General features: G+C 70.5%; 12 protein-coding genes. 4 read left to right on the top strand and 8 right to left on the bottom strand.

Going from position 1 to position 12,500, the window contains the following annotated elements; all coding sequences use genetic code 11:
* Positions 1 to 123: 123 nt before the first annotated feature.
* Positions 124 to 576, top strand: coding sequence for a hypothetical protein (locus tag ACIGXX_RS11270; RefSeq protein ID WP_399975196.1), 453 nt, complete (start codon positions 124 to 126; stop codon positions 574 to 576).
* 78 nt (positions 577 to 654) lie between these two features.
* Here ACIGXX_RS11270 and ACIGXX_RS11265 read toward each other — a convergent pair whose 3' ends face one another.
* From ACIGXX_RS11265 to ACIGXX_RS11255, 3 genes are all read right to left on the bottom strand, one after another.
* Positions 655 to 2,169: a DUF1996 domain-containing protein gene (locus ACIGXX_RS11265; protein ID WP_399974783.1), complete on the bottom strand. Its 1,515-nt coding sequence runs from the start codon at positions 2,167 to 2,169 to the stop codon at positions 655 to 657.
* An 87-nt stretch (positions 2,170 to 2,256) separates the two neighbouring features.
* A complete protein-coding gene (locus ACIGXX_RS11260; protein WP_351159622.1) occupies positions 2,257 to 2,907 on the bottom strand; it encodes a response regulator transcription factor in 651 nt (216 codons plus the stop codon).
* A complete protein-coding gene (locus ACIGXX_RS11255; protein WP_351159620.1) occupies positions 2,892 to 4,163 on the bottom strand; it encodes a sensor domain-containing protein in 1,272 nt (423 codons plus the stop codon). The genes ACIGXX_RS11260 and ACIGXX_RS11255 overlap by 16 nt, the downstream gene beginning before the upstream one ends.
* A gap of 231 nt (positions 4,164 to 4,394) precedes the next feature.
* On the opposite strand from ACIGXX_RS11255, the gene ACIGXX_RS11250 reads away from it, so the two are divergent.
* The gene (locus ACIGXX_RS11250) at positions 4,395 to 6,617 is read left to right on the top strand and encodes an MMPL family transporter (RefSeq protein WP_366462674.1); all 2,223 of its coding nucleotides are present in this window, start codon (positions 4,395 to 4,397) and stop codon (positions 6,615 to 6,617) included.
* A gap of 103 nt (positions 6,618 to 6,720) precedes the next feature.
* On the opposite strand, the gene ACIGXX_RS11245 is transcribed toward ACIGXX_RS11250, so the two are convergent.
* From ACIGXX_RS11245 to ACIGXX_RS11225, 5 genes are all read right to left on the bottom strand, one after another.
* Complete coding sequence (locus ACIGXX_RS11245) at positions 6,721 to 7,716, bottom strand: NAD-dependent epimerase/dehydratase family protein (protein WP_351159616.1); 996 nt, start codon at positions 7,714 to 7,716, stop codon at positions 6,721 to 6,723.
* 84 nt (positions 7,717 to 7,800) lie between these two features.
* The gene (locus ACIGXX_RS11240) at positions 7,801 to 8,400 is read right to left on the bottom strand and encodes a winged helix-turn-helix domain-containing protein (protein ID WP_351159614.1); all 600 of its coding nucleotides are present in this window, start codon (positions 8,398 to 8,400) and stop codon (positions 7,801 to 7,803) included.
* A 376-nt stretch (positions 8,401 to 8,776) separates the two neighbouring features.
* Positions 8,777 to 9,796, bottom strand: coding sequence for a glutamine synthetase (gene glnII / locus ACIGXX_RS11235; protein ID WP_351159612.1), 1,020 nt, complete (start codon positions 9,794 to 9,796; stop codon positions 8,777 to 8,779).
* Positions 9,797 to 9,953: 157 nt separating this feature from the next.
* Entirely contained in the window at positions 9,954 to 10,424 is a 471-nt protein-coding gene (locus tag ACIGXX_RS11230; protein ID WP_366462941.1) for a hypothetical protein, read from the bottom strand.
* A 151-nt stretch (positions 10,425 to 10,575) separates the two neighbouring features.
* Entirely contained in the window at positions 10,576 to 10,944 is a 369-nt protein-coding gene (locus ACIGXX_RS11225) for an arsenate reductase family protein (protein ID WP_361470583.1), read from the bottom strand.
* Between the two features lie 155 nt (positions 10,945 to 11,099).
* On the opposite strand from ACIGXX_RS11225, the gene ACIGXX_RS11220 reads away from it, so the two are divergent.
* Both ACIGXX_RS11220 and ACIGXX_RS11215 read left to right on the top strand, forming a co-directional pair.
* A complete protein-coding gene (locus ACIGXX_RS11220) occupies positions 11,100 to 11,405 on the top strand; it encodes a hypothetical protein (protein WP_351159603.1) in 306 nt (101 codons plus the stop codon).
* A 71-nt stretch (positions 11,406 to 11,476) separates the two neighbouring features.
* Positions 11,477 to 12,397 carry an alpha/beta fold hydrolase gene (locus ACIGXX_RS11215; RefSeq protein ID WP_399974774.1) on the top strand — a complete coding sequence of 307 codons (921 nt, stop codon included), beginning with the start codon at positions 11,477 to 11,479 and terminating at the stop codon, positions 12,395 to 12,397.
* Positions 12,398 to 12,500: the final 103 nt, after the last annotated feature.

Genomic DNA, 12,500 nt, shown 5'->3' with positions numbered 1-12,500 from the left:
ACGGTATCCGTGCGGAAGCCCGCGCTCAACGGTGCATGCGGAGATGGCGAGTTCACCTCGCCTGAAGGGACTGGTGGGACGATGAAGGCAGCGCGAAGGACGCTTGCGGGCGCGAGCAGGGGCATGCGCAGGCGCATGCGTACGGGCATGGGTGTGGGACTGCTGCTGATGGTGGTGGCGTGCGGCTCGGACGGCGACGACGCGGTGCCGGACACGGCGAGCGGCAGCCTGGAGCAGCTGGCGGCCAAGGCGCGATGCAAGCCGGACATCCAGACGGATGCGGCCGAATTGCGGCAGGCCACCTGTGACAAAGGTGCCCGCCGCTACGTCCTAGTAACCTTTACAAATGCCCGTGGCCAGGCCGAATGGTTCGACGAGGCCACCGATTACGGCGGCACGTACCTCATCGGCAAGAAGTGGATCGCGGTCGGCGAGGAGAAAGTGGTCATGCGGCTGCGCGGCCTGCTCGGTGGGACGGTGGAGAAGTCCTCGCACCACTCGGGGAGTAGCGGTGGTGGGGATCACGAGGACAAGAGCCCGGGGCACTCGGGCCACTCCGGTCACCACACGAGCTGACCGCGCAGCGGTACGGGGGGTCAGCCTGCGTTCGGGTTGCGTACTGGGCCGATCAGTTCGGAGGCCGATCGGCTCGGCTCAGTTGCAGCGCTGACCGCTGTTGATGCACTTGGCCATGCGGTTCATCAGCCTCTCGTCGAAGACGTTGATGAAGTCACCGTGGTCGGTGATCGGTTTGTGCAGCTGCTCGGGGAACGAGTCGACGGCGAATCCGGGGCCGGGCGGCACGTCGTACACGATGCGCTGCACCAGCTGCGGAATGGCCTTGAACCCCTGCGGGCAGGCGCCGCTCCGCGCGTCGGCGAAGGCCACGTGCGTACGGTGATTGGCGCTGTCGGTGTTCTGGCCGTCCCAGCAGCTCTGGAAGTTGAAGGTCCGTACGACCTGGCTGCCCTCGGGGCAGATCGGGTACTTGTCCTTCAGCTGCCGGTCCTCGAAGCCGGTGCAGCTCCAGGACGCGTTGGCGTTCGCGTCACCATTGGTGAGTGCCTTGGCGTCACCGGTGATGATGCGCAGGAAACGCGGCATCGCGACGACCTTGCTCGTCGGATTGCCGGCGAATTTCAGCGTCACCGACGACGGGGTCTGGATCTCGCCGACATTCTGGTCCTTGCCGCCGCCGTCCGCGTCCGCGTCGGCCTCGTCCTGTCCGTTCTGCAGCCTCAGGACCGGCCAGTAATAGGTCGACTTGTCACCCTGGTTCCGGCACGTCGTGTCGCCGTTCGCGAGATCGTCGTCGCTGGAGAAGGCGTCCGTGGCCTGGTTCCCGATGTAATCGTGCATATGGTGAGCGCCATTGCTCACACCGGGCGCGGCGATGACATTGTCCGGGTTGAACTTGCCGTTCTCGTTCGTCCCGCATTTCGTGGTGAAGGTGCCGCGTGACGCACCGCGCTGTTTGCCGGGGCGGTTGACGTTGGGCTGGACGGAGTTGATGTCGACGAAGTCGGCGGCCTCGGGGCCGTTGCCGTTCTGCTGGTCCGGCGGCTGCTCGTCACCGTCGCCGGGCGGCTGCTCGCCACCGTCCCCGTCACCGGGCGGCTGCTCACCGTCCTGCGGAGGCTGCTGGCCGCCGTCACCGTCGCCGTTCTGCGGGGGCTGCTGCTGACCGGCCGAGTCGTCGGCGCGCATGGTGCACGGCGCCATGCCGTCGATCCCCTGGGGCGGCTGGCCGCCCGCCCGGTCGATCGAGGAGCCGATGCCCTCGATGGTCGGCCGCCGCTGCTCCTCCAGCGGTTCGAGCACGGCCTTGGCCTGCTCGGTGTCCTGTGCCCGGGCGAACTTCTCGTACGCGGCGGTGATCTGGGTGTCCAGCTCCGCGAGCTGTCGGTCGACGTCCTCGCGGGCGCCGTCCGGCACGTCCGACAGCTGGGTGCCGACGTCCGGGCAGCTGATGGTCGCGAGGCCCAGATCGTCGCCCGGCCGGCCGGCCTGGGTCCTGGCGGACGGCGAACCGGAGCTTTCCCCGGCGTTCGCGTAGACATTCACCGCGACCATTCCGCCGCCGCCCAGGATTAGCGCCGCCGAGGCGGCGATCGCGCGCCCGGCGAGTTTTGATCGTTTTCGTGATGTGCGTCGTGGTGTGCGTCCCATGGGACTACGTACGCAACAGGGGTCAGCCCTGTTCAATCACGCGCGGAATTCCTCGACAATCCCCGCGGTGAACTCCGCGCGATCTTCTCAACGTCCTTGATCCAGATAGGCGAGCACGGCGAGAACCCGCCGGTTGTCGTCGTCCGAGACCGAAAGGTCCAGTTTCCCGAAGATGTTGGACGTGTGCTTGGCGATCGCCCGCTCCGTCACCACGAGCTCCGCCGCGATCGCCGCGTTCGACCGTCCCTGCGCCATGAGTTCGAGCACCTCGCGCTCGCGCGGCGTGAGCTTGCCAAGGGGCTGGTCCGCCGAGCGCCGCGACAGGAGCTGCTGGATCACCTGCGGGTCCATCGCGGTGCCGCCCGCCGCGACCCGGCGTACGGCGTCGATGAACTGTTCGGCGTCGAAGACCCGGTCCTTGAGGAGATAGCCGACCCCGCCGTTCCCGTCGGCGAGCAGCTCGCGCGCGTACAGCTGCTCCACGTGCTGGGAGAGCACGAGTACGGGAAGACCCGGCCGCGCCCGCCGCGCGGCGAGCGCGCACTGCAGTCCCTCGTCCGTGTGGGACGGCGGAAGCCGGACGTCGACGACCGCGACGTCCGGCTCCAACTCGGCCAGGGCCTTGGTGAGCTCGGGCCCGGTCTCGACAGCGGCGGCGATCTCGAAGTCGAATGCCTCCAGCATCCGGACCAGACCGTCACGCAGCAGGAAGAGATCTTCGGCTAGGACAACTCGCAAGGGATCTCCATGGTCACCATGGTCGGGCCGCCCGCGGGACTGCTGACGGCCAGTACGCCGTCGAATGTACCGAGTCGGCGTTCGATCCCGCTCAGCCCGGACCCCGCCCCGATCGACGCGCCGCCCTTGCCGTTGTCGGTGACCGCGATGCGCAGCATGCCCTGCGCGTGGTGGATGTCCACCCAGACGTGGTCCGCGCCCGCGTGCTTGATGGTGTTCGTCAGGGCCTCGCTGACCGCGAAGTACGCGGCCGCCTCCACGGGCTCGTCGGCCCGCCCGAACAGCTCCACGTCCACGTCCGTCCGCACCGGAAGCCGCAGCGCGAGGGCCTTGACCGCGTCGCCCAGGCCGCGCTCGGCGAGCACCGGCGGGTGGATGCCGCGCACCAGGTCGCGCAGCTCGGTCAGCGCCTCGCCGGAGTTCTGCCGGGCCTTGGCGATCATTTCCTTGGCCTTGGCCGGGTTCTTCTCGATCATCGCCTCGATGGTGCCGAGGTCCATGCCCATCGCGACCAGGCGGGCCTGCGCGCCGTCGTGCAGGTCCCGCTCGATGCGGCGCAGTTCGGCGGCGGAGGAGTCCACGGCGTCGTGCCGGGTCTCGGTCAACCGGTCGACGCGCCGGGCCAGTTCGCGCTCCCGCATGGAGACGGTGGGCGCGAGCAGCGACCGGGTCAGGAGGAAGTGGGCGCGGAGGATGGCGGGGCTGGCGAAGACGCCGATGACGCCGAGCGCGGTGCCGAGCAGGGCGGCCATGTTGGCGTCGCTCTGCGAGGTGACGTGGATGAAGCCGTACCATTCGCCGCCGCCCGCCTCGTAGATCGGCTTCCAGACGCCGAGGGCGAGGACGTAGCCGTACAGCGGGTAGAGCAGCAGCGCCGGCGCGAAGATCACCGTCACGTAGCCGGCGGTCATGTCGACGAGGAGCCATTGCAGATCCCGCCAGGTCGCCGGGTCCTTCAGCATCAGCGAGGTGCGCTCCACCTGCCCGGTGACGCCACTGCGCAGGTCCGCGGGGAAGGGGCGGTAGGGACGCGGGATGTGTACGTCCGACCACGCGCCGGCCTGGGCGCGGCGCAGGTCCGCCCACTTGCGTACGCCGGTCAGCACCAGCGGAGTCGTGAAGACGCCGATCCCCAGCGTGATGAAGGCGATGGACAGGACCGACAGCACGAAGAGGGTGATCGAACCGGCGAGCATGATGACCGACAGGAAGAGCCCCCGGGCTCCCGCGACCACGGATTCTCGGACCCTCGTCATTTTCTGATCCCCATCTCTTCCAGCGGCATGAACACATTCTCGCCGCTGGTGCGGGCGCCGGTCATTGGGCCCGGCACCCGAGCGGGGGTGTACCTGACGACACCCCCCTGCCTGGCCCTGTGCTTCAGACAGTGGGGGCTTCGGCGGCTGGGTGGCAGGGCCCGGGATTTCTAGCGTTGTCCCCGTCATCAACCGGCTTATCCGTTGCTTACTTATGGGGGCGAAAACGCCATGAGGCCAAACCTCGCGGCACGACTCGGGGTGTGGAGCGCACACCACCGCAAGACGGCCATCCTCGGCTGGCTGCTCTTCGTCGTGCTCGCCACGACCATCGGCGGGGCCTCGGGCATGGTCACCGCGTCCGACGACGAGATGGGGGTCGGCGACTCGGGCCGGGCCGCGGCGATCCTGAAGGACGCGGGCGTCGAAGAGCCCGCGGGCGAGCTCGTCATGGTCAGCTCCGAGTCGCCGAGCGGCTGGCGGGGCGCGGCGAGCGACCTCTCCAAGGCGCTGACGGCGACCGGCGAGACCCGCGCGATGCAGGCGCCGCTGCCCTCCGAGGACGGCAGGGACGCGCTGCTCCGCTTCGAGATGAAGGGCTCGTCCGACGACGCGCCCGACCGGGTCCAGCCGGTGCTCGACGCGGTGCAGAAGGCGAAGGACGCGGGCGCCGAGAAGGGCATCTCCGTCTACCAGTTCGGCGACGCGAGCTCCGAGAAGCACCTCGGCGACCTGCTCGCCGACGACCTCACCAGGGCCGAGTTCACCGCGGTGCCGCTGGCCCTCGGCATTCTCCTGGTCGCCTTCGGGGCCGTGGTCGCGGCGCTGCTCCCGGTCGGGCTCGCGCTGACCGCGTGCGTGGCGGCCTTCGGCCTGCTCTCGCTCGCCAGTCACCAGCTGCACCTCTTCGAGACGACCTACTCGGTGATGTTCCTGATGGGGCTCGCGGTCGGCGTCGACTACTGCCTGTTCTACCTGCGGCGCGAGCGCGACGAGCGGGCCGCGGGACGCGACGCGGAGACCGCGCTGCGGATCGCGGCGGCCACCAGCGGGCGGGCCGTGCTGGTCTCCGGCCTGACGGTGATGGTCGCGATGGCGGGCATGTTCCTGTCCGGGCTGCTGCTCTTCAAGGGCTTCGCGGTCGCCACGATCCTGGTGGTCTGCGTGGCGATGCTGGGCTCGGTGACGGTGCTTCCCGCGCTGCTCTCCGCCCTGGGCGACCGGATCAACGCGGGGCGCATCCCGTTCCTGAACCGCAAGAACAACAAGAACAACAAGGGCGCGCACGCCAGTGGCGGCATCGCGGACAAGCTGCTCGGCCCCGTTCTGGCCAAGCCGAAGTTCTTCGCCGTGGGCGCCGCGGTCCTGCTCCTGGCGCTCGCCGCGCCCGCGCTCGGCATGAAGACCGAACAGCTGGGCCTGGAGAAGCAGTTCGGCTCGGACGCGCCGCTGTCGGTCTCCTTCCGCGAGATCACCCAGGAGTTTCCGGGCGGCCCCGCGCCGGCCCGGGTGGTCGTCGAGGCGGACGACGCGGGTGACATCGGCTCGAAGGAGATGCGGGACGCGCTGGCCGCGGTGGTGCGGGACGCGGGCAAGGGCGCCGAACTCACCGTCCACAAGGACGCGGGCGTGGCCGAGATCGACGTACCGCTGCCCGGCGACGGCAGTGACGCGAAGTCGAAGAAGGCGCTCGGCGAGCTCCGGGACGACGTGGTCCCCGCGGCCTTCGAGGGGCTGGACGCCGCTGCGTACGTCGGCGGAGACCTCGCCGAGTCCGAGGACTTCAGCGCCCAGCTGAGCAAGGGCATCGTGCCGGTGTTCGCCTTCATCGCGGCGGTGACGTTCCTGCTGATGCTCTTCAGCTTCCGCTCGGTGGTGATCGCGGTGACGTCCATCGGCCTCAACCTCCTGTCGGTGGGCGCGGCCTACGGCGTGATGACCGCGGTCTTCCAGCACGGCTGGGGCGCGGAGCTGATCGGCTCGGAGCAGGTGGGGGCGATCGAGAACTGGATGCCGCTGTTCGTCCTCGTGGTCCTCTTCGGCCTGTCGATGGACTACCACGTGTTCGTGGTCTCGCGGATCAGCGAGGCGCGCGACCGGGGCCTGGACAACCGTGCGGCGATCCGCGAGGGCATCACGCGGACCGCGGGCGCGGTGACGGGCGCGGCCGTGATCATGGTGGCGGTCTTCGCGGTCTTCGGCACGCTGTCCATGCAGGACATGCAGCAGATGGGCGTGGGCCTGGGCGTGGCGGTCCTGCTGGACGCCACGGTCGTACGGATGGTGCTGCTGCCGTCCCTGATGACGCTCCTGGGCGAGCGGAACTGGCGTACGCCGCGCGGGCTTTCGTGGCTGCCGCGGGTCTCGCACGGGGAGCCTGTGGCAGCTGAGCTGTCCGACCCCCGGCCGGTTCCGGCGGCCGCGGTGTCGCAGCCCGGTTGGGACGTGCGGTGATGTAGCCGCGGGCCGGTGGGGGCCGGCCGCGCAGTTTCCCGCGCCCCTTGCGGGGCCGTGGCCCGGCTGGCAACCCCAGCCGGGCCACGGCCCCGTTCCCCCGTTACAGGCCCAGCGCCTTCGCTTCCTTCTCGGGAGCCAGGCCCACCACCGGGCGGTCGGGGCGCTGCGGGGCCACCCCGCCGATCGACTGGAGCCAGGCCCACGTGTCCGCGACCGTGTCCGCCACCGGGCGCGCCCGGAGCCCCGCGGCCACCGCCTTCTCCGTCGAGGTGCGGTGCATGGAGTCGTGCATCTCGCCCGGCGGAAGCCACACGGGAAGCTCCATCCACGGCTCGATGGCGTGCTCGGCGACCACCGAGGGGTCGGTCCAGCGCAGCTCCACGTCGGCCGCGCCCGCCACGGCCACGCACGCCTCCAAGAACTCCTCCATCGTGGTGTGCGCGATGGGGGAGATGATGTTGTACGGGCCGTGCAGACCCGCGAAGGCCGCGTCGAGCACCCACTCGGCGAGGTCCCGCGCGTCGATGTACTGAAGGCCCAACTCCCGTGGCCCCGGGGCCAGTACGGGACCGCCCCGCGCGACCCGGTTCAGCCACCACGGCAGCCGCCCGATGTTCTCGTACGGACCGAGGATCAGCCCCGCGCGGGCGAGCACCGTGCGCTCGGCGCCGAACTCCGCGACCGCCGCGAGCTCCCCGCCCCGCTTGTCCTCGGCGTACGCCACCGAATCCGCGTCGGCATCGCCCTCGACGAGGGGGAAGCTCTCGACCGACCCCGCCGCCACCGGATACCGGTACACCGAGCCGCTCGACACATACACGTACCGCCCCGCACGCCCCGCGAGCAGCCGCGCCGCCTCCCGCACGACGCGCGGCGCCCCCGACCACGTGTCGACCACCACGTCCCACTCGGCGTCGGAGGCGGCGAGCGCGTCCAGGCCGCCCTCCGCCGTACGGTCACCGAGCAGCGACGCAACACCTGCGGGTGCCTCGTGGCGCCCGCGATGGAAGACCGTCACTTCCCAGCCACGCGCCAGCGCGGCATCGACGACGGCCCGCCCCACGAATTCCGTACCACCCAGCATCAGAAGTCTCATGCCGGAGACTCTGCACGCCGCGCCCCGCGGGGGGAACCGGTTTCTGCTACCGGCAGACTCCGGCCCCACCCGGGAACCAGGAGGTCAGCGGCTGGTCGGCGGCGCGTACTTGTAGCCGACGCGCCGCACCGTCTGGATCGTCTGGCGGTGCTCGGCGCCCAGCTTGCGCCGCAGCCGCGCGATGTGGACGTCGACGGTGCGCCCGTCGCCCACGTGTCCGTACCCCCACACCGTGGTCACCAACTGGTCGCGCGTGTGCACCCGGTGGGGATGGGCGACGAGATGCGCGAGCAGCTCGAACTCCAGGTAGGTGAGGTCGAGCCCGCGGCCGTCGACCTGCGCCGCGCGCTGCACGGTGTCGATCCGCACGGGCCCCGCGGACGTCTGCTCCTGGCCGCGCGCCTGCCCGGCCGGCTTCAGCGGTTCGGGCTCGGCGGTTGCGGCCACAGGGTCCTGCCCGGCCGGTACGAGGACCAGGTAGCCGATCATCGGCGGCTGGCCCGGCAGCGTGGGCAGCGTGTGCTGGGGCGCGGGCAGCCAGGTCGCGCCCGGCGGCAGGAAGTCGGTGATCTGCACCACCTCGTCCGGGGCGACGGCCCGCAGCCGTCCCCGGGCGGGGCTGGTCAGGGGCGTGGCGGTGGCGGTGGAAGCGGTGGACGCCGAGAAGGAACGGGAGTTCGCCATGGAGGTCAGCTCTTTCGCGCGAGGGAGTCGTCAGTCGTCGAGGACGTACGTACGTCGTGCGCGTCAGGCGAAGGCCGGGTGAACGGCTTTAGCGGGCCTGCGCGTTACTCGCGCGGCAACACACCCGGTCGAAGTCGTGGTGCTGACGGGAAGGCCAGAACGGCTCGAGGTCGTGGTCACGACCCGTCGCGATGTTCCCGTAGCTGCCCATGACCCCATTGAAGCAGATGGGAGGGGCGGCGGTCGTTCCCTCTCGCACGCTGATACGGCTCCTTGGTGAACCCTTGGCGTGAATTGGCCCCTGAGGACCGCCATGCCGAAGGGGGCGCCCACCGAATCGGCGGGCGCCCCCTTCAGGAACGTACACAGGGGCGGGTCAGACCTGGCCGGCCTTCTCCAGGGCGGTGCAGCAGGTGTCGACGAGCAGCCGCGTCACGACGTACGGGTCGACGTTCGCGTTCGGGCGGCGGTCCTCGATGTAGCCCTTCTGCTCCACCTCGACCTGCCACGGGATGCGGACGGACGCGCCGCGGTCGGAGACGCCGTACTTGTACTCGTCCCACGGGGCGGTCTCGTGCAGGCCGGTCAGGCGGTCGTCGATGCCTGCGCCGTAGTTCTTGACGTGGTCGAGCGGCTTCGAGCCCTCGCCGAGGGACTCGCAGGCGGTGATGATCGGGGCGTAGCCCTCGCGCATCGCCTTCGTGGAGAAGTTCGTGTGCGCGCCCGCGCCGTTCCAGTCGCCCTTCACCGGCTTCGGGTCGAGCGTGGCCGACACCTTGAAGTCCTCGGCGGTGCGGTAGAGCAGCCAACGGGCGATCCACAGCTGGTCGGAGACCTCGAGCGGCGCGAGCGGGCCGACCTGGAACTCCCACTGTCCTGGCATGACCTCGGCGTTGATGCCGGAGATCCCCAGGCCCGCCTTGAGGCAGTTCTCCAGGTGCGCCTCGACGACGTCACGGCCGAAGATCTCGTCCGCGCCGACGCCGCAGTAGTAGCCGCCCTGCGCGGCCGGGAAGCCGCCGACGGGGAAGCCGAGCGGGCGGTCGCCCTCGAAGAAGGTGTACTCCTGCTCGATGCCGAAGATCGGCTCCTGCGAGGCGAACCGCTCCTCGAGCTCGGCGAGCGCGGCACGGGTGTTGGTCTCGTGCGGCGTCATGTCCGTGTTGAGGACCTCGCACATGACGAGGACGTCGTCGCCGCCGCGGATCGGGTCGGGGCAGGTGAAGACCGGCTTGAGCACGCGGTCGGATGCGTGACCCTTGGCCTGGTTGGTGCTGGATCCGTCGAAGCCCCAGTTGGGGAGCTCCGCGCCGTCCGCCATGATCTTCGTCTTCGAACGGAGCTTGGCGGTCGGCTCGGTGCCGTCGATCCAGATGTACTCAGCCTTGAAGGTCACGGGGCCATCCTTTAAATGCTCGGTACGGCGCAGAACGTGCGGGTGCTGCGGTGCCGTGGTGATGCCGCGCAGCTTGCCAACGGGCGATTTCCCGGCCATTGCTCGAATGTGAACCCCGTGTTACCTGCGGTGGATGTGGCCCACTTCACGTCCCGCGTCATTTGATGACGGCGTTGGCCGCCGCTATGAGCAGCCCGATCGTCGCGTCGGCCATGCCGAGCAGGACGGCCGAACGCCGCCGGTAGCCCGTCCGCAGCGCGGCGAAGGTGCCCCAGGCCAGGAGCAGGGCCGCGTTCAGGAGCAGTGCGGAGTAGGTGACGGGCGCCTCGGGCCAGCCGAAGGTCCCGGCCAGCACGAGCAGCCCCACGGTGGGCCAGCAGGCCACGACCACCGGCCACTCGTCCATCAGCTCCCGGGCGAGCTGCCGCCACCGGTGCAGGCCCGAGCCGGGCCGGTGCGTGGACATGTGGTGCGCGTATCCGTGCGCCAGGGCGGCGGTGCCCGCGGTGACCATGATCCAGGCCGCGTCGTAGTAGGGCGTGTAGGTCTGCTGCTCCGAGTGCAGCGCCGCGATCAGCGCGCTCGCGAGGATGGTGCCGTATACGCCTTTGAACATCAGGCTCCGCACGGGCGCTCCTTTCCGTTGCCCGGAACCGTCGTCCGGTCGGCGGGGGTGTGGAGTGCCCAACGCTATGGAGGTATATGTAACGGTTTGCCGGAGATGGCTCATCGGTCGGCAGCCATCTGCGGCGCGCGGTCGCCGGCTTCTCCTTCGGCGGCTACCGGGACAGCGCGTCCCGTACGGCCTCCTCCGTGCGTCCCACCACCGCCGTGCCGTCGTCGGCGGTGATGATGGGCCGCTGGATGAGCTTGGGGTGCTCGGCGAGCGCCGTGATCCAGCGGTCGCGGCCCGACGCGTCGCGCGGCCAGGCCTCGCGGTCCTTCAGGTTCAGCTCCTTGGCGGCGTCCTCCTGGGTGCGCGTGATGTCCCACGGCTCCAGGCCGAGCCGCTCCAGGACGGCGCGGATCTCGTCCTCGGACGGCACGTCGTCGAGATAGCGGCGGACGGTGTAGTCGGCGCCCTCCGCGTCGAGCAGCGTGAGCGCGCCGCGGCACTTCGAACAGGCGGGATTGATCCAGATCTCCATGCCGCACACGCTACCCGCGACCCCCCTCGCGACCCACCCGTCACACCCCCTCAAAGCCCTTCTGGCCAGCGGCGATTGTCAGTGCCCGGCAGTAGAATTGAAGCAGTGTTCGAGGGTTCCCGACGGGGGTTCCTGACCGCGACAGGAGGATGCCTGTGCCCGCTGCCGCACTCACATCGAAGTCGAAGCGCAACGCTTCCCGGCCCGTGTTCATCGACCCGACGTACGCACCACTGGAGAAGCGACCTCTCCCGGCCGGACGGCCGCGCGAGTGGTACATCACGCACAACCGGCGCCTGAAGGCCATGCGCCTGGCGATAGCCCTGCTGGACTCGGGCGTCTACCTGCCGAACCAAGCCAGCAACACCAGGATCCGGAGCATGGCGGAGGACGTGGGAATCCACCCGCCGTCGGACATCACCTGCCACATGGTGCGCGCCCTGATGCGGTACAGCCGCTGAACCGTCGCACGGACGCGTACGGGTGGGGGCCCGAGGGGTCGCCGCCCGTACGCGTGCTTCATGCTGTCCGCATGACCCAGCCGGAAACCGCCCCCGCCCAGCAGGAGCCGGCAGCCGGGCTGCCGCTGCTCGTCACCGCCCAACTCCCGGACGGGGCACGGTTTCCCGTCCGCGGCCTGCGGGCGGGCGAGACCTCGCCCGGCCCCGCGCCGGCCGTCCTGATCCTGCCCGCCATGGGCACCCCGGCCCGCTACTACCGCGCGTTCGCACGGCAGTTGCACGCGCAGGGGCTCACCGCCCTGACCGTGGACATGCGCGGGCAGGGCGAGAGCACCCCGCGCGTCACGGACGCGGACGCCGCCGACCACGGCTACCGCACGATCGTCGAGCAGGACCTCGTCGCGATCGTCGACGCGATACGCGCCGAACTGGGCCCGGAGCCCGCGCTGTACCTCCTCGGCCACAGCATGGGCGGCCAACTGGCCCTCGTACACGCCTCGTTGGGAATCGGCCCCGGAGTCGACGGAGTCGCCCTCGTCGCGTCCGGCTCCGTCTGGTTCCGCGCGTACGGCCCCCTGCGCGGACCCGCGCTGCTCATCGGCCAGCTGCTCGCCGCGGCGACGTCCACGATGCTCGGCCGGTGGCCCGGCACCAAGCTCGGCTTCGGCGGCAACCAGCCCAAGGGCGTCATGCGCGACTGGGCACGCCAGGGACGTACGGGCCGCTACTCGTCCCCCGGCTCCCCGCACGACTACGAGGCGGCCCTGCGCACCCTCGGCCTGCCCGTCCTCGCGGTCTTTGTGGAGGGCGACACCTGGGCCCCCGCACCCGCCCTCGACCACCTCGTCGGCAAGGCGCCCGCTGCCCGCGTCACACGCCTGCGGTACTCCACCCAGGAGGCGGGCGGCCCTCTGGACCACTTCGCGTGGACCCGGGCGGGCGGTGCGCTGGCCAAGAAGGTGGCGGCATGGGCGGTCGCGGGCGGAAGCTGAGGTCCACAAGCGCCGGGGCCCGTTCACCCGTTCGGCGTACCCGGCATGCGTACGCGCCGGTGGCGGCATTGGCTGCTCCTGAGGGGAGGCTGTTGCCGGGAGC

The sequence above is a fragment of the Streptomyces sp. NPDC055243 genome, from assembly GCF_044544025.1.
Lineage (GTDB): Bacteria > Actinomycetota > Actinomycetes > Streptomycetales > Streptomycetaceae > Streptomyces.
Note: the sequence above shows the minus strand (reverse complement) of the source record. Positions and strands in the feature narration are given on the sequence as shown.